This window comes from Arsukibacterium sp., assembly GCF_036735525.1.
In the GTDB taxonomy this organism is placed as follows: domain Bacteria; phylum Pseudomonadota; class Gammaproteobacteria; order Enterobacterales; family Alteromonadaceae; genus Alishewanella.
Genome location: NZ_DAINOE010000067.1, coordinates 1 through 18474, shown reverse-complemented (window position 1 = coordinate 18474; position 18474 = coordinate 1). Strand labels below are relative to the sequence as shown.

The 18474-nt window shown below is 49.0% G+C and carries 10 protein-coding genes; all 10 read left to right on the top strand.

The window, feature by feature from the left end; genetic code table 11:
• Positions 1–404, top strand: a 404-nt coding sequence (locus V7D78_RS12660; RefSeq protein WP_333608817.1) for a Gp49 family protein, incomplete at its 5' end; no start/stop codon positions are given.
• Positions 405–451: 47 nt separating this feature from the next.
• Positions 452–811: a hypothetical protein gene (locus tag V7D78_RS12655; protein WP_333608816.1), complete on the top strand. Its 360-nt coding sequence runs from the start codon at positions 452–454 to the stop codon at positions 809–811.
• Positions 786–1484, top strand: a complete 699-nt coding sequence (locus tag V7D78_RS12650) for a hypothetical protein (protein ID WP_333608815.1) — start codon at positions 786–788, stop codon at positions 1482–1484. The genes V7D78_RS12655 and V7D78_RS12650 overlap by 26 nt, the downstream gene beginning before the upstream one ends.
• Positions 1481–2866 carry a packaged DNA stabilization protein gene (locus tag V7D78_RS12645; RefSeq protein ID WP_333608814.1) on the top strand — a complete coding sequence of 462 codons (1386 nt, stop codon included), beginning with the start codon at positions 1481–1483 and terminating at the stop codon, positions 2864–2866. Before V7D78_RS12650 ends, V7D78_RS12645 begins: the two co-directional genes overlap by 4 nt.
• Complete coding sequence (locus V7D78_RS12640) at positions 2853–3431, top strand: hypothetical protein (RefSeq protein ID WP_333608813.1); 579 nt, start codon at positions 2853–2855, stop codon at positions 3429–3431. The genes V7D78_RS12645 and V7D78_RS12640 overlap by 14 nt, the downstream gene beginning before the upstream one ends.
• The gene (locus tag V7D78_RS12635; RefSeq protein WP_333608812.1) at positions 3428–3799 is read left to right on the top strand and encodes a hypothetical protein; all 372 of its coding nucleotides are present in this window, start codon (positions 3428–3430) and stop codon (positions 3797–3799) included. The genes V7D78_RS12640 and V7D78_RS12635 overlap by 4 nt, the downstream gene beginning before the upstream one ends.
• Positions 3796–4521 carry a hypothetical protein gene (locus V7D78_RS12630; RefSeq protein WP_333608811.1) on the top strand — a complete coding sequence of 242 codons (726 nt, stop codon included), beginning with the start codon at positions 3796–3798 and terminating at the stop codon, positions 4519–4521. Before V7D78_RS12635 ends, V7D78_RS12630 begins: the two co-directional genes overlap by 4 nt.
• Entirely contained in the window at positions 4521–5465 is a 945-nt protein-coding gene (locus V7D78_RS12625; protein ID WP_333608810.1) for a hypothetical protein, read from the top strand. Before V7D78_RS12630 ends, V7D78_RS12625 begins: the two co-directional genes overlap by 1 nt.
• Positions 5465–16234, top strand: coding sequence for an LPD38 domain-containing protein (locus tag V7D78_RS12620; protein WP_333608809.1), 10770 nt, complete (start codon positions 5465–5467; stop codon positions 16232–16234). The genes V7D78_RS12625 and V7D78_RS12620 overlap by 1 nt, the downstream gene beginning before the upstream one ends.
• A 2-nt stretch (positions 16235–16236) precedes the next feature.
• On the top strand, positions 16237–18474 hold a 2238-nt coding region (locus tag V7D78_RS12615; RefSeq protein WP_333608808.1), incomplete at its 3' end, for a hypothetical protein.

The following is an 18474-nucleotide window of genomic DNA, read 5'->3' as shown; positions in this document are numbered from 1 at the left end:
TTTTTCTTTTTGGAGATACAACAGTGAATGATAACGAAATCGAGCAAGAAATTCAGGATAAGGGCTTAACTGCTCCGCGCATTATGCCTGCAGATTTAGAAGCGAACATTGCCAGTGAGCATTATTTCACTGCAAGTAACGGTTGCTTAGGTCGGTGGCAAGAGCGTTTTGATACTGGACAAACAACCGCAGGAACAATGCAGGATGTGCCAGTATCATTATGTCTTTTAACCTTTTGCGTTTTGGTGTTGGAAAATGGATTTACTGTTACCGGTGAATCAGCTTGCGCGTCACCTGAAAACTTTAATGCTGAGCTAGGCCGCAAGATTGCCCGGCAAAATGCTGTCGCCAAAGTATGGCCGCTAATGGGCTACGAACTGCGTAGTAAGCTAGCAAATCAGTAATAAAAAACGTAGCCGCTGATAAGTTATCAAAACAGGAGCAATAGATCATGTCAGATAAAAAAACGCCATCATGGCTATTTCACCCTAACAAGCCAGCTCAGATTTACCACCTTACAGCTGACGAATACGAAGCCATGTTGAAAGATGGCTATGTTGATTCTCCGGCCAAGCTGCCAGCCAAAGAGCAAGCTAAGGAGCCTGAAAAAGACCCCGGCCCCAAAGAGCTAAGCAAAGAAGCTGAAAAGCTACTGGCTGTTTTTGTGGTCAATCCCCGCGACTTAAGCAAAGATCAGCTGATTGATCTTGCTAAGGCGTTTGATTTGCGGGCGACCAAGAACATGGGCGAGCCAACCATTGCTAAAGCAATTCAGGATTACTTAGATGGCAACAGTCAGAACGCTGATTAAGTCAGCGCTACGCACGATAGGCGTAGTATCATCTGGTGAGCAACCGGCGGCGTCTGAGGTTAAAGACGCCCTGGATTACTTAAAGCAAATGCTTTCGAGCTGGCAAACTGAAACGCTGATGGTTCCGGCCTATGTGCGTGAATCGTTTATCTTGATTAACCAGCGAGACTATACTATCGGGCCTGGCTTAGACTTTGACACAGTTCAGCCAATGCAGGTTATATCGGCATACATTCAGGATCCGACTGGACTGCAGCGCCGGGTAACCGTAACTACGCGCAACCAGTATGACGCCATACCGATTAAAGACGTTGATTCTAACTGGCCAGCGTTTCTGTATTACGACCCAACTGGCTTAATTCGGTTTACCAGCATTACAGTGCCTGGTGATCAGTTGGTGCTAACCATGCTTAAGCCATTCAACCAAGATACTGTTGTGCTGGATGAAGCTTTAGAGTTCCCTGATCAATACGCCAGAGCAATCAGGCTTGGTTTGGCTATTGAGCTGGCGCCAGAGTACGGAAAGCAGATTGACCAGGTTATCGCAGCTCAGTACCGGCAGGCTATCGCCGGTGTTAAACGTATTAATGCAGCAGACCGGGCGCTGATTATGGAAGTTGACGCAGCGCTTATTCGCACCCGGGGCTATGACATTCACAACGGGCCAACATGAAACAGCAGATCCAGTGGGTAGTATCAAGCAACAGTGGCCGCAGTAAGGCCGCCAATTCAAGCAGGCTGATTAATGCTTTTGCAGAAGCCTTGCCGCAAGACAGTAAATCGCCCGTTGTTTTGTATGGCACGCCAGGCCTTGGTTTATTTTCTCAGTTACCCACCGGCCCGGTGCTGGCGCTGCATGAGTTTAAAAACAAGCTTTATGCGGTAACCGAAACTAACCTGTACCGTGTTGAGGCTGATGGCCAATATGCCGATGTTGGCGAAGTTGATTTATCAGGCAAAGTAATTGCCGATGATAACGGCATACAGTTGGTGATTGTCGATGGCAAGAAAGGCTATTTTTTTGATGGTGAAGAAGTAACTGAGCTTTCAGGTGATGGCTGGTACCCGGCTAACACGGTTACTTACCAAGACGGTTACTTTATATTTAACCGCACAGGCACCGGCCAGTTTTTTATAAGCGGCCTGCTTTCTGTTGAGCTTGATGCACTGGATTTTGCCACTGCAGAGGGCTCGCCAGATAATACATTGGCTGTCATATCAAACGGCCGTGAACTGTGGGTGCTTGGCGAAGATAGCATAGAGGTTTGGTATAACTCCGGCGCTGCGCTGTTTCCCTTTGACCGGCTGCAGGGCGCTTTCATTGAAACAGGATTACTTAATTCCTACGCCGTTTCAAAGCTGGATAGCAGCCTGTTCTTTGTCGGTGATGATCGCATCGTATACCGGACAAACGGTTATAACCCAATCAGAATAAGCACGCACGCCGTTGAGCACTCAATTGCCCAGGGTGATATTAGTGACGCTTATTCGTGGGAATACAAATACGAGGGCCATGCTTTTTACCTAATCACTTTTCCTAAGCTTGAGCTTACTTGGTGCTTTGATGTTTCTACCGGGTTATGGCATGAGCGAGCCAGTATTAACTTTGGCCACCACATAGCCAGTTGTCATTGTGACTGCTACGGCCGTCAGCTTGTTGGAGACTTTCAATCTGGCGCAGTGTTTGACCTGTCGATGGATGCCCAGGACGATAACGGTGATCCGATAATTCGCACTATGCAGGCGCCTGTTATCCATGGCGGCCGAGGCAGAATGTTTTGCCATGAGCTTGAACTGGATATGGAAAGCGGTGTAGGGCTGGTAACCGGATATGGCTCAACGCCTATGGCAATGCTGCAGTGGTCAGATGATGGCGGTAAAACCTGGAGCAATGAACAGTGGACAGCTATCGGTAAGTTGGGTGAATACCTTACCCGGGTTCGCTGGCGCCGGCTTGGATCATTTAGGCAGCGCATTTTTAAAGTGGTAATAACTGATCCGGTGCCTATGGTCGTTATGTCAGCGTTTATAGAGGTGGAACGTGGCAGTAATTAAAGTAAGCCCTCCGCCGATAGCTGTTCGTATTGTTGACGAAAATGGAATGCCTACCCGCGAGCTAAAAGAGTACCTGTATCGCTTGTGGGATAGGACGGCTAACCCAGCAGGTAACCAGCTGGACGATGCTACATTAACCGCAGAGCAGGCCGCAGACGTTGCGCAAACCAGCATACAGCTTACAGGTAATGCAACGCAGCAGATACAGCAGCTGACAGTGTTGTTTAATTTATTGTTGACGCAGTTTAATGCTCACGTAGGTCAAGAAACAGCGCATGGTAGCAATGGAAAGATAATAGGCCAGAACGATATTGCTACACTGGCTATAGCTGGTCTAGTTAAGAAAGCTGCATCGGTTGATTTGCCGGACAGCACAACTGCCAGTACATCAGCAACAGTCATTGCCGCAGCGCCAGCAACGTATAATCAGGCCCACTATCAAACCGTGGTAGATTTGCTAAACAGCAGAACAACGCAGCTTAATACTTTAATTACCGACTATAATAATCAAGCGGCCCAGCTAACCGCATTCAGGTCGGCACTTATCGCAGCAGGTATAATGTGATCAGGATAGCGACGAACGAAGAAGCATTAGAGTTATACAACCAGCCTGAGATAGTTGAGCGAGTAGGCGTGTTCGCAGAATCGTTTTACTATCAGCCATGGGTTGCAATGAGCGGCGATGCAAAAATGCTTTTTGTGTTTTGGGTTGTTGATCCTGGGACGGTAGAGGTTCACATAGCGCAGCCGCGTAAATACTTAAAGCACAGCCGGGAGTTATGCTTTAAAATCATACACTGGCTTTTTCAGCTTGGCGCTAAGCGCATAATTACAGACTGCCCACCGGGCAAAATAGCCAATTTGGCGCGTAAGGTCGGCATGACAGAATATAAGTCTGATCCAGACACAGTTTACTTTGAGGTGAAATTATGAGTTTTGGTAAAGCAATTATCGGCGGCACTATGTTGGGTGGCGCGTATCAAGACGCTAAAGACGCCAAGAAAATAGCACGCGCCCAATCTGACGCTAGTAATAAAGCTACAGAAGCACAGCTCACAGCCAACCGTGAAAACATAGCTTTTCAAAAAGAACTGTTCGAGCAGCAACGGCAGGATGCGGCACCGTGGCGCGACATTGGCATTCAGGCGTTAGGCAGTCTGCAACGTGGCATGGAATCAGGCCAGTTTGACCCGGGCCAGTTCAATTTTAATTTTGAAGCTGATCCCGGCTATCAATTCCGACTGGCTGAGGGCCAGAAAGCCATGGATAGATCAGCTGCAGCCCGTGGCAATTTGTTATCAGGCGGCCAGGCTAAAGCGCTTACTCAGTACAATCAAGGCATGGCCAGCCAGGAATATGGCAACGCATTTAACCGGGCAGCACAACAATACTCCATGGAAGCTGGACGGCTTAACAACCAGTTTAATCAGTTTGCTGGCATGGCCGGTGTTGGCCAAGTAGCTAACCAGCAAGTGCAGCAGGCCGGTTCACAAATGGGGCAAGCCGTAGGCCAGGGTACTTTAAACATGGGTAACGCACTGGCTAACAATGCTTACAACCAAGGCAATATCCAGTCTCAGAAAATTGGCGCATACGGCAATATCAGGAATAACCTGTATACCAATGTGCTAACAGCTGCCATGGGGGGCATGTAATGGCCGGGATTAATTTAGGTAACATACTGCAGAACGTAGAGCAGTTAAAAAGCGCAAGACAAAACCGCGAAATGAACGCTTTGCGTATGCAGCAGGCACAAAAGCAAATTGGCTACATGGACGAAGATCGTCAGTTTGAATTAGGCGAACGCCAGAACATGCTGGCTAATCGGGCGCAGCAGGCGCAGCAGGCGCAGCAAATGGGCCAGTTACGTGGTCAGGTTGCAGCCGGTGATCAAGGTGCAATGCGCCAGTTTATCGCGATAAATCCGGCAGAGGGCAAGCAGATCCTTGAGGCGTACTCAAAAATGGACGAGCCAGCCAAGAAGCAGGCTGAACAGAATATCGATATGCTGGGCCGTATGGCTGCTTATGTGTTGCAAAACGAAAACCCTGAGCAGGCTTATCAGCAAGTGAGGCAGAACCTTGATCCAGAAGCGGCCAAGGATATGCCTGAGCAGTACGACAGGAATTTTGTAACTATGCAGCTGGCGCGAGCCCGTGAGATTGAGCAACTACTTAAACCAGAAGCTAACCCGGAAGTTAAAGCGTTTGGTGACCAGGACATTATGTTTCAGGGTGGCAAAGAGATTGACCGCACAACTAGCAACGCCTTGCTGCGTGCGCAACAGTCTGGATCCGATGGTGATGGTGGCCTTAAAACTGCAGACGAATCGCTTATGTACCGGCAAGCAGCTGAGCTTATGGGGGGTATATTTGACCAGCAGGGTAATTTGCAAAACCTTGATCCTAATACCCGCTCTAAGGTGCAAGCATTGGCTACTGAGGCAACCAGGCTACGCCAGTCTGGCGAATCAAGCAGTGCAGCTGATGCAGTGGCAAGAGCAGCCCGTAAGCTGAAAATTGATATTCAGGACTTATCAGGCGCACAGTCTGGCAGTACACTGAGAACATTCAATCCAGCTACCGGGAAGTTTGAGTAATGCAGATAATTAAAGTTGATGGCGTAGGTGAGTTAGCTTTCCCGGATGGAATGTCAGACGATGAAATAAGCCAGGCCATTTACAGTAATTTCCCTGAGCTAAGGCCGGCCGCACCAAAGCCGTCAGTACGCGAGCAGCAAATGGCGCAGACTGCAGCAGAGCTGGAAGCGGCCGCAGGCGTTCCAAAACTGCCAGATACCTCCTATGATGCAATGACAGGCGCAACGCCGCCTATCCCGCAGCAGTACGATACTTTTCTTGAGGCTACCGGCAAAGGGTTGTCTAATGTGCCCGGCCGATTCCAACAAAGCTATGCCGGACTTGTCAAAATGGTTGGCGAGGATATGCAGGGCCATAGGCTGCAGCGCATACAAGACACAAGCCGCCGCCTTGGTATTAGTGAGGGCGATTATCTATTACTGGCATGGGCTGGCAATAACGGCTTAATTGACCGCAAGGATCCAGCTAATCAAGATACTATTGGCAAGGTTAAGCAGCAGATGCTTGGCGAGCTGACAGACGAGCAGCTTACCGAAGTAATGAACATGGGTATATTTAACCCTGATGATATTGTTAATTACTCTAATGATCTGATCCGCAAGGCCAGGGCCAAGGCATCAGACGTTAATGCAGAGCCCGGAAGCGTGGCCTACTATACATCAGCTGCGATTACATCGACTGCAGAAATGGTGCCGGCACTGGTGGCCGGGATCCTGACCCGTAACCCACAAGTATCAATGGGTATTATCGGTGCGCAGGTATCAGGTCAGCAATATGAGGTTGGCCGCGAAAAAGGTTTAGAGCCACAAAAGGCCCGGCAGTTTGCCATGGCCAGCGCAGCAGCCGAAGCAATACCAGAATACTTGCCGCTTTCAAAGCTATTAGCACCAGGCACCAGCTTTTTCAGAAAAGCTTTTGATGTAACCTATACCAACGCTATTCAGGAAATGATCACTGAATCAATTAACATTGGTTTAGAAGCTGGATTTCTGGATGAAAACACGACTTGGAAAGAAGCCCGTAGCCGCATTATTGATGCCGGCATAATTGGTTCGATTGCTGGCCCGTTAATGACAGGCGTATCAGCACCGGTTCAATATGGCCAGGCCAAGGTAGAGCAAGCATTAGCACCCAGCGCTGATCAGCAATTTGCGCAGGCGCTACAGTCACAGGTCGATGCTACGCAGTTTAATGACCCGCAGGCAGAAGCTATCCGCAGGTTAGACCCCAGCCAAGCACAGATGGAGGTTGCACAACAGCAACAAGCTGAACCTGTTATGCCAGAGGCGCAGCAGCCGCAACAAGTGACCCCGCCAGCGGTTCAGCTTGATCAGCCTGAATCATTGGCTCAAATAGTTTTGAAGAAGCTATCCGAGCGCGGCGCACTTAAAGATGGTTACATCCCTGTTGTTGATCCTGATGCTGCGCCAGCTGCTACAGTTGAAAAGGTTGTCGAGGCAGAGCAGCAGCTAAACCTTGATGATACTATTATCGAAAGTGACGGCCGCATAGTTCGCGTGTATGGCGATATACCCACTATCAGGGCCAAGCTACAAGAAGCTGGCTTTCCTTTCCCCGGGGCAGAAATCACTAGCGGCCCCGAGGCTGGTTTGTCTTTTGGCGCCAAGCAAGAAGCCGCATTGCGTGATGCACTTGATAAGCCAGCGCAGCAGGTTGAGCAGCCAGCTATCCAAGAGCCTGAAACAGTTGCAGCGCCAGAGCAGGCGCCAGTACAAACAGAAGCAGAATTCTGGCTTGAGCAAATGCGCGTTACCGGTAACCAATTAGCCGAGCAGGTCGCTGTTACTGACGCACGCACTGAGGAAAAATACGACCGGGCTAAGCGTGAGTATGAAAAGGCCATTTCCCAGGAAAAACAAAAGCCAGCAATGGAAACTCGACTGGATGATAAGCAGCAGTCGCAGCGCAATGAAATTGAAAAGCGCATAGCTAATGTTCAGGCTGAAAAGTCACCGGAATCAATAAAGGCGAAAGCGGAAGCGCTTGGCAAGGTTATTCGTGCAACAAAGCTGCCTGACGATATTAAGCAAGATATGGCTGAAAGACTTGAGGCCGTAACAAAAGAGGTATTAACCAATGAACCTAGCCAACTGGATGCAGGCAGCAGACAAGCACCTGAAAGAGCATCTACCGAAAAAGCGCCAGCAGTTGCAGAAAGACGGCCAGCTGCAGAGCTACCTGCAGAACGCAGCCGAACAGACGTACCAGGAGCTGAACCAGCTGGAAGCCCAGGGGTACAGCCCGGAAGAAGCGTGGGTGATGGTGCGCGAGAATCATCTATTCCAGAAGCCAGAGAGCGAGGAACCCAGCGAGCAGAACGGCCTGATGATGGAGGCGATGCAGCTGCACAACCAAGCATTGCAGAGCGACCAATATCAAGGGGCGATAGTGATCAAGTAGAGGCGCAAGCCAAAGCTGCAGAGCAGGCAGAAGCTCCAGCTGACAATATGCGACCAGAGCCAGCGCAGGCCCGGCCGCAAATGTTCACCATTACAGCTGAAACAGGCATAGGCCAAGGCGGCCCGAAAACCAAGTTTAAAGGCAACATTGAAGCGATACGGATCCTTAAGCAGTTGCAGCAGGAAAACCGCCAAGCTACACCAGACGAACAGGCTAAGCTTGCGCTGTTTGTTGGTTGGGGTGGTTTGCCCCAAGCTTTCTATGGTGCAAAAGGTAAAGCCGCAAAAGGCTGGGAAAAAGAAACCGCCGAGCTTAAAGAGTTACTTACCGAAGCTGAATACGATGCAGCTATCCGCAGTACGCAGGATGCGCATTACACCAGCTTTGAAATCGTCAACGCTATGTGGTCAGCTGTGCGCCAGTTTGGCTTTGCCGGTGGCAAGGTATTAGAGCCGTCTGTGGGCTCAGGTAACTTTATCGGCCTGATGCCGGCAGGTAACCGCAGTAAGTCTCAGATTGTTGCGGCAGAGCTTGATCATATTACTGGCGGTATTGCTAAGCAGCTTTATCCGGGTGCAAACATTCAGGCGCCTAAAGGCTTTCAAGAAATAAATCTGCCAGATAATCACTTTGATCTTGCTATCGGTAACCCGCCGTTTGGCAGCCAGAAGCTTTATGATGGCAAGCGTAAGGACTTAAGCAAGTTCAGCATACATAACTACTTCTTTGCTAAAAGCTTGGATGCAGTTGCGCCTAATGGCGTACTGGCAATGGTTGTGTCTAACTATCTGCTAGATGCTAATAGTTCAACGGCCCGGCAATACCTGGCTGACCGAGCTGAACTGATTGGCGCTATCCGACTACCTAACAATGCCTTTGCTAAAAACGCCGGTACCGAAGTAACGACTGACATAATATTTCTGCGTAAGCTGCGTGATGGCGAGAAAGCTGATCAGTCGTGGGTAAAGGTTGGCGAGCATACCGACAAAAATGGTAAGAAATCTTCCCTTAATTCATATTTTCTTACTAACCCGGATATGATGCTTGGCGAGTTTGGTGCTTACGGTTCGATGTATTCACCAGATGCGCCGGCGCTTGTTGCCCGTGACGGGCAAGACACTAATGCTTTACTGCAGCAGGCGATTGGCAAGCTGCCAAAAGCCTTTATGGATAAACCAGGCAAACCAGTTAAGCAGGATTACGAGCAGGTACCTAATACATTAGCCAATGTAAAAGTTGGCTCGATGTTCATCCAAGACGGTGAAATCAGGATCCGCGAAGAAGATAACATGGCCGGCATGGCCAGTACCGTTGTAGAGTTCCAGAGCGATAAGGCAAAAGAACGGGTGGCCGGTATTATTCAGTTGCGCGATATATTCGCTGATCTGCGCAAGGCCCAGCTGACTGAGGGAGTTAGCGACAAAGCGCTAGATGCGCTAAGGAAGAAACTAAACAATGCTTATGATTCGTTTGTTAAGCGTAATGGCCCGATTAATCTTGACGCCAATAAGCGCTTGTTCCGTGATGATCCTACCTGGCCGCAAGTATCAGCACTCGAAGATGGCTTTGATCGTGGCGTATCAGCGGCGGTGGCAAAGCGCACTGGCGAAACAGTCAGGGCACCAAGCGCTAAGAAAGCCGCGATATTCACAAAGCGCACGCAGTCGCCGTATAAGTCGCCGGAAAAAGCTAATACAGCAGTTGACGCCTTAAGCGCATCATTGTCTGAGCGCGGCCGTGTTGATATGGATTACATGGTCGAGCTTTACGGAAAGCCCCCTGCAGCGATAGAGAAAGAACTGTCTGATCTGCTATTTGAATCAGCGCCGGGTGAATACCAGACCCGTGACGAATACCTATCAGGTAATGTGCGCAAGAAGTTACAGCAGGCCGAGGACTTGGCAGTCTTTGATCGTAAGTTTGCTCGCAATGTTGAAGCACTTAAAGCTGTTCAACCGCGAGACATTGAAGCTGTTGATATTGACATTAAGCCGGGTGCGCCGTGGTTACCTGAAAGTGTTATGTCAGGCTTTGCCAGTGAATTGCTGGGTACTGATGCCAGGGCAACGTATAACCCTATTAACGCATCATGGAATATCAGCGGCCGGCCAACTACGTCAGCTGCAACTGAGTGGGGCACTTCACGGGTAGAAGCTGGCGCTATCATCCAAGCTGCAGCAAACCAAAAGCAAATAGTTGTCCGTGATCGCATTGATGAAAACACAACAGTTGTCAATGAGGCGGCCACAACAGCGGCTAATGAGAAAATAGAAAAGGTTAAGGCCAAGTTCCGCGAATGGATATGGGCTGATGATTCACGCAGGGCTAAGCTGTCCAGGCTGTATAACGACACCTATAACACAAACGTAAAACGTGACTTTGATGGCTCGCATTTAACTTTCCCCGGCAAGGTTGACACCATTAAGCTGCGCAAGCACCAGGCCGATGCAGTTTGGCGCATGATGCAATCCGGCACTACATTGCTGGATCACGTTGTTGGCGCTGGTAAAACATTTACCGTTATTGCCGGGGCCATGGAAATGCGCCGTACTGGCAAAGCCAAAAAGCCGATGATAGTGGTGCCTAATCATTTAGTAGGTCAGTGGGCCGAAGATTTTATGAAGCTTTACCCGGGCGCTAATGTGCTAATGGCAACTAAAAAGGACTTTGAAAAGGGTAACCGTAAGAAACTGTTTGCCCGTATTGCCACCGGTGATTGGGATGCCGTTATCGTTGCGCATAGTTCGTTTGGCAAAGTGGAAATGGATGCAGACTTTCAAGCTGACTTTATCAGGCAGCAGATCCGCGACATTGAAACAGCTATACAGAATATACGTGACCGCGAGGGTAAGAAAGACCAAAGCGTTAAGCAGATTGAAAAGCAGAAAGAACGCCTGCAGGAGAAGCTTAAAAAGCTGTTCGACACTCAAAACAAAGACGATAACCTGACGTTTGGCGAGTTGGGCGTGGATGCTTTATTTCTGGATGAAGCGCACGAATTTAAAAACCTGGGCTTTGCGACTGGCATGACCAGGGTGGCCGGACTTGGTAACCCGGTGGGCAGCCAGAAAGCGGCCGATATGTTTATGAAAGTGCAGTACGTGTTAAAGCAAACTGGCGGCAATAACGTAGTGTTTGCCACTGGTACGCCTATCAGTAACACCATGGCCGAGCTTTACACCATGCAGCGCTATCTTGATTACGACACACTGCAGCAGCAGGGCATAGCGCACTTTGATGCCTGGGCCCGTATGTTTGGCGAAGTGGTAACAGATTGGGAGTTATCGCCAAGCGGCAACTACAAACTGAATAGCCGGTTTGCCAAGTTCGTGAATATTCCTGAACTGATGCAGCGGTACCTAACTTTTGCTGATGTGGTTAACCGTGATGATGTTCAGTTGCCAACGCCTAACATTAAAACCGGCAAGCCGGTAAATGTTGTAGTTGACCGCAGCGGAGATCAGGCTGCTTTTATTGGTGAGCCTGTCACAGATGAAAAGGGCCGAGAAAGCTATCCAGAGGGTAGCTTAGTTTGGCGATCAGAGAATCTACCCAAGAAGCCGCAAAAGGGCGATGACAATATGCTGTCTATTATGGGCGCGGCACGCAAAGCTGCGCTTGATATGCGCATGATTGATCCGTCCTACCCTGACTTTCCTGGCAGCAAGATAAACCGCTCAGTCAGTGAGATAATGCGGCTATACAAACAGTATGAAAGCGTTAAAGGTGCGCAGCTGGTTTTTATTGACTTAAGCACGCCAAAAGCAGCAAAGGCCAAAGAGCAAGCGGCGCTACGTGAGTTGATAGAGCAGGCAGACAATGGTGATGAAGCGGCCCAGGCTAAGCTTGATCGTATGTCACCGGATGAACTGGCGGCGCTGGATGGTGAGTTTTCTGTATATGATGATATAAAACAAAAGCTTATAGCAAAAGGTTTGCCTGAGTCAGAGGTTGCATTTATCCATGATGCTAATACCGAGCTGCAAAAGGATGAACTGTTTGCCAAGGTGAAATCTGGCCGGGTGCGCGTGCTGCTGGGCTCGACTGCCAAAATGGGCGCCGGCATGAACGTGCAGGAAAGGCTGGTAGCTTTACACCATTTGGATGCGCCATGGCGGCCTAGCGACTTAGAGCAGCGCGAGGGCCGGATCATTCGCCAGGGTAACGTGCTGGCATTTAATGCTGATGGAAAGCCTAACCCTAACTTTGAAATAGAAATACTGCGCTATGCCACAAAGAACACACTCGATAGCCGTATGTGGCAGACCATTGAAGCCAAGGCCCGGTTTATTGAGCAGGTTCGTAAAGGCAATACCCAGGATCGTAGCATTGAGGACGTAGGCGGCGAAGCGGCTAACGCTGCTGAAATGAAAGCGGCCAGTTCAGGCAATCCGTTAATACTGGAAGAAATGGACATTCGCCAGAAAATGCGCAAGATCGAGCAGCTGCAAAGCGAGCACAACCGCGAGCAGTTTTCTATCCGCGATTCGATAGTGAGAATTGAAAAGGCTATACCGGCAACTGAAAGCGATATAGCACTTGCGCGTAAGGATGCAGCTGTATCGCTTCCTGCTGAGTTTGTTATCACTATTGATGGCAAAGCCTACGATAAGCGCAAAGACGCAGGCGAGGCGCTAAAGGCTGCGATTAAATCAGCTAAGAACGGCGACAGCTTAGGTAACTATGCCGGGTTTGATCTTGCAGTTCAGATTGCACAGCTTACTGATGCGGTAACAATAGAGATTAGCAAGGCCGGAGATTACTCTATCAGCGTGCAGGATCCGGCTAACGCTGACGCTGGCGGCCTAATTACGCGCATTACTAACGTGGTTAAGGGCATACCTGACACAGTTCAGCGTATGGAAATGGAACTGGCCAACAGCAAAGCGCAATTACCTAAGCTGAAAAAGCAGCTTAAAGAGTTTCCGCAACAGGGTGAGCTTGGCAAGCTGAAGTCACGGCACGCACTGATCATTAACGAGCTTAAGCCTAAATCCAAAGACCAGGAAACCGTAGACGGCACCAGCGCAATGATGCTTAACATGGGCGCCGATACGCCAATGCCAAAATGGCAGCCTACCTATATGCAGCTTGGCATACCTAACCGGCCTGCAGGCGACACCTTTAAGCTTGGTGATCGTGAGGTCAAACTACCTGATGTTGATAACCCACGTGACAGAAAGGGGATCCGGTATCGGGTTGAGCAGATAATCGGCACCACTGTTTACAACGGAAAAGTAAAAGGCAAATCCAAGCTGGGCTTTTACCGCCATAACAATGGCGAGGTGCGCATTGCCAACTATGACAATGTTGAAGTGCTGGCGCATGAAATGGCGCACTATCTTGATTTCCATTACAGCTTTGCCGGGCGCTTTACCAGTTCATACAATGACAAGGCAATGAAAAAGCAGGTTGAGCAGCTTAGCTATACCAGTGATAGCAAGCTCAAAGCTAAAGAGGGCTTTGCCGAGTATGTGCGCCTATGGCTAACGCAGTACAGCGAAGCACAGAGCCGGGCCCCGGAGTATACCGTTAAGTTTGAGGCGGTATTAGCTCAGGATCCTAAGCTCAATAAGCGTATGCGAAACTTGCAAGAGGAAATGCACAAGTATTACCTGCAGGGTGCGCACGCTCAGTTACGTGCTAACCAGGGCGACAGAGTATCGCCGGCTGAAACTGTAATGAAGATGATTAACGACTTACCGGCATCTATGCTGCGCCAGCGCACGATTGACCGGATCCATGCTGCTAAAGTCGTAGAGCGCACGTTGTACGGTGATATTAACGATGCTACCGCCAGCGCTTATAAAATGTTCCAGATGATCAACGGTGCTGAATCAGTGCATGAAGCTGTTATGAAAGACGGCACGCCAGGCTTAAAAGCTGATGGCACCTTTGAATTCACCGGCAAAGGCTTGAATGATGTATTTTGGCCGGTTGCCAAAAAAGGCGCGACAGAGTTTAACTTATTGATGGATTACTTTGCAGCACGCAGGGCCGCAGAGCTAACCAGGCAAAACCGCGAAAGGCTATTTACACCAGAGCAGATCCAAGCCGGCCTTAAACTGGCAGATACCCGGCCAGACTTTAAAAAGGTATTTGATGAATTCCAGGCTTTCAATGGTCGGATGCTCGATTTCTATGTGAGCATGGGCCTGCTGACAGCTGATCAGAGAACATCATTCGCTGAAATGAACAAGAACTATGTGCCATTCCAGCGGATAGTTGAGCGCATGGAGCAAGGCGAATACGCCAATGTAAGCAAGATAGGCCAGCGCTTAAAAGGCGGCGAGCAGAACGTAAGGGATATTGCAGCTAACATTGTTGAGGGGTTGCAGGCCAATATCAAAGCAGCCATGGTTGCCAGGGCTAAAAACCAGCTGTTTACTGACATTATTAACAATGAAGATGGTGCCATGTTTGCCGCTAAGCTGGCCCCGGATAGTAAGCTGGTGAAAGCTGATCTTGAGCAGACCGCTAAGAACATGGCTGATGTACTTGTTGAGATGGGCATGACAGTAAGCAAGGACGGCCAGATTATTGCCGGGGATCCGGCTGCAGCTGATGTGGTTGATGTGGCAGAGATTGCCAGCACACTAGCCAGTAACCCGAAACTGCTAACTTTCTGGACGTTTGGCCATAAGCCAAGGACTTCCGAAACGTATGTGGATAGCGCTGTTATCGGTGGCAAGCGTGTTTGGTTTGAGGTGCGTAGCCCAATAGTAATTGACATGCTAACCAGCATGGGCGGCGTCAATGCCGGCGTGGTAATGAAAACCATATTCACAGTTAAGAACGTACAGACCAGGCTAATAACATCCATGCTGCAGTTCCTTGGCCCTAATGCTGTACGCGATACAGTGAGCGCTACGCTAATCAGCAAAAACAAATTCATACCGATATACACTACCTTAGAGGGCATGGGGCACTTCCTGTTTAACACTGACACATATAAGCAGTTCAGGCTGCAAGGTGGTGCATTTGGTACGCGTATCGAGGCAAGAACTGCAGAAATGCGCAGTCGGCGCCAGCTTGACTTGCCAAGTCGTAGCCTTTGGGATTTATCAGCCAAGGCTTTAGCAGGCTGGGATAGAGCGGCCAGTTTGTTTGAATATGGTTCGCGTGTTGGTGATTACTCCAGGGCCATTGCTGGCGGCAAGAACGCCATGCAAGCAGCGTGGGAAGCACGCGAAGTATCGACAGACTTTGCCAAAATGGGCAGCGGTGAAGCATGGTCTATGTACTTGCGAACAGTGCCGTTTATGAATGCCGGTTTGCAAGGTGTTGATAAGTCGGTGCGAGAGATCATGGAAATTAAAGGCGAAATGAAAGGCGCAAACCTTACTAAGTTGCACGCCGAGAAAAACGCTTTCCTACTAAAAGGCGCAGTTGTCACAGCGGCAACGGTACTGCTTTGGATTATCAACAGTGATGATGAAAGGTATTTAGGTTTAACGGCTGACGAAAAAGCCCGGTTTTGGTGGATATTCCCGCCAGGACTGGATAAGCCTGTCAAGATCCCAAGGCCATACGACATAGGCCATATATTTGCCACTATACCGGAGGTTGCCTTAGATTACGTGGCCAAGCGTGACGGCAAAGAGGCTGCCAAGGTTTTAGCGTGGACGGCAGTTAATACCATGGGCATTGGTGATTACCCGGGCTTTTTACAACCAGTAATGGAAGCACTGAAAAACGAAACTTTCACCGGTTCGCCTATCATTCCGCAAAACCTGCAGAACGTATCGCCGCAGTATCAGTTTACTGATCGTACTCCGGCCATATACCGGGCGCTTGGTGAAAAGCTTAATGTATCGCCATTGCTGGCACAGCATTATGCAAAAGGTTATTTCAGGTACCTTGAGGCGTATATCGCTGACGCATCCGAGGCTATGCTGTGGAAGTCTGACGAATGGGGAGAAAGGCCGTTTGACCGTAAAGGCCCGATTGATTACTTTGGCCAGCAGTTCATAGGCCGCAAAGTACCATACCGTACCAAGTGGACAGAGGGATATTACGAACTGCGCCAGCGTGCTATGACAGCTAAGGGCGACTTTGCAGTATTGCAGCGTGAAGCCCAGCGTGATGATAGACTGCTAAAAGAGTTTGCCAGCAAAGGTATTAACCAAAGTATGATAGCTTTAGATGGCGCATTTAGGCAGATGGATGCTGCTTTCGCTGATCAGACGGCTATAATTGCATCATACAAGTACAACAAATCAATGAGCAAGGCAGAGAAAGAAGCGGCCATTGATCGTTACTACGAACAAAAAAACCGAGCACTGCGCCAGTTTTACGAACAGGCCCGTGTAGAAATAGAAAAAATTGAAAAGGCTATGAGGAAATAACAATGCCAACAGCTATGATCGGGCCGAAGTTTTACGCATGGGATGATAACGGCAATCCTTTAGCCTTTGGTAAGGTGCATACTTACCAGGCCGGCACCAACAAACGAAAAGCCACTTTCACCGGGGAGAATGGCGAAACAGCTAATTCTAACCCGGTGATCTTAAATGCGTCAGGCTATGCCAGCATATACTTGGCTGGCGCTTATAAAATCGTGGTGACTGATGCCAATGATGTGCCGGTGTGGTCAGCTGATCCTGTAACTGATGTAACGCAGCGGCAAAGTGATTTTATTAATGAGCGTGATGCAGCATACCTTGGCCCGAAGAAAATTCGTATTAATGGTGATGCAACAGCATTTTATGAGATTGGCCGGGCGGTACGTGTTGCACTGTCAACCGGCTTTCAATATGGCTTTGTGCGCAGCGCACAGTATGGTGCTGACTTTACAATCATTGACTTAAACGGCCCTGTATCGCTGGATCCTAGCGTAGTGTCTGCAGCTGGCGGCCTTGTTACTTCTGCGTTATTTGGTGGGTTCCCTGCAGAACAAGTTGCTGACTTTGGTTTTCTGCGCCAAGAGCTAAACGAAAATTCAGGTGCCGAACTGGTTAGAACAGCTGACGGCCGGACAGTACAAAAGCGATTTGATGAATTAGGCGATGACTACCTGACGCTGGCAACTGGTGATCAGGTGCTTGATGATCACAACCAGGACACCAAGGCGCACCCGGCGCTGACTAACTTCCTTGTTAAGCTAACGCAGGACGCGCAAACAGCGGCCGATGTGGCTATGTTTGATTCCAATATTTATGAAACTGTTTTATTGGGCATTGCCAATACAGCACCAGGTGAATTCTTTTACGTTGTCAGTGAACAAGATGACGAGTTTGTTGTGCTTTATAAAAACGTCAGCGATTCCGGTACCGGCGTTTTACGTACTGTAGCTTTCGCAGGTTCAGAGGCAACTAAGACGCTTGCGGCAGATGCTTATAACTCTGTTTACAATGCCGGGTTTTCTGTTGAGGTTGACGGACTTGCGCCAGGCGAACCAGGATTTTTAAGTGTCGTGCTTTTTGGTAAGAGGTCTGGCGGATCATTTACGCAGCTGGCCAGCGAGACTTATAGCAGTAACTTAGATGGCACTACTGCATCTTACCCAGGGCAAAGCTTATCAGGGGTATTATTAAACGCCGGCGAAAACGCAGTGTTTAAGCTTGAGCTGACAACAGGAACAACCGGCACACTAACAGTTGGTAACTTAACGTATCAAGAGGGTAACCCAGCTGACGCCGCGGATCCTATTAAAACTTTTCCCACAGCTAACGCAATGCAGGCTTTTATACAGTCAGCTACCAATGAAGCTGATCGGGCAAAAACAGAGGCAGACCGGGCACAAGCTGCAGCAGATGCGGCAGAGGCTACTTCAATAGCTTATGCGGTTGATGCTGCAGCGGCCCAGGCAGCTATTGATGCTGATGTACTGTCAGTCGATAACGCCGCCATATTTGCCAAGGCGCTTATTGATGGATACGAGCAAAGCGTAGAAACAGAAGCGATTAACGCAATTAACGCTATTGAATCGCTTGGTTGGTTGCCAGTTGGCACTTTTGCAGCAGGCTTTACATTTACCAGTTTATTAGACGTTGGCCTTGATAATGACGGCAACTGGTGGAGTTGGTCTGGTGAGTTTCCGCAGGTTGTTGATGCAGGCACAGATCCAACATTAAACCCTAACTTTAAATTGCGTGGGGATGGTGTACTGCGTAGTGACCTAGCCGCACCCGGCTCTGATGTGTTGATTGCTGATGTTGAGGCTCAGCAAGTTGCATTTACATCTGATTTAGTTAGATACGGCGCGTCTTTGTCACAACCGCAATTCGGTGGATTAACACCGACAAAACAGAACGCGATACTAAAAATATCAGATACCCGTTATCGTGCTTTTGTGCATCTTGGCGGCAGAACATGGCAAGTGTGTGATTTAGTTAACAGCGGTTTAGATAGCGAGGGTAATACAACGCCATATGGCTGGTCGAAAACTGATGTTAATGATTATGTAGAACCGATTGTGTGGGGCGATGCAGGAGTAACTTCAAGTGGTAGCTCTTTTGAGTTAACGAGCACTGACTCTGTACCTTACATTGGGCATAAAGCATTACAGTTACAAGCTGTTGCTGCTTATATAGAGGTTGAACTAACAGTTAACCAAGCTGGTGCAAACTTATACTTGAACTACACT